Here is a 202-nt window from a genome sequence, read left to right on the forward strand (position 1 = left end):
GCGCGCCCAGGCCGAGCGGTTCGGCGCCGAGCTGATCGCCGACGACATCACCGCCGTCGACCTGGAGGGTGAGATCAAGGCCGTGACCGATTCGGCCGGTACCGTGCACCGCGCCCGGGCGGTCATCGTCGCGACCGGCTCGGCCTACCGCAAGCTCGGTCTGCCCCGGGAGGAGGAGCTGTCCGGCCGCGGAGTGTCCTGG

Annotated in this window: 1 protein-coding gene; it reads left to right on the forward strand. The window is 73.3% G+C overall.

All coding sequences use genetic code 11. The features are described from left to right. The coding region (locus AC2CJA_RS27615) for an NAD(P)/FAD-dependent oxidoreductase (RefSeq protein ID WP_484605320.1) at nucleotides 1-202 on the forward strand (202 nt) is incomplete at both ends.

The sequence above is a fragment of the Streptomyces sp. ATLC9 genome, from assembly GCF_057196705.1.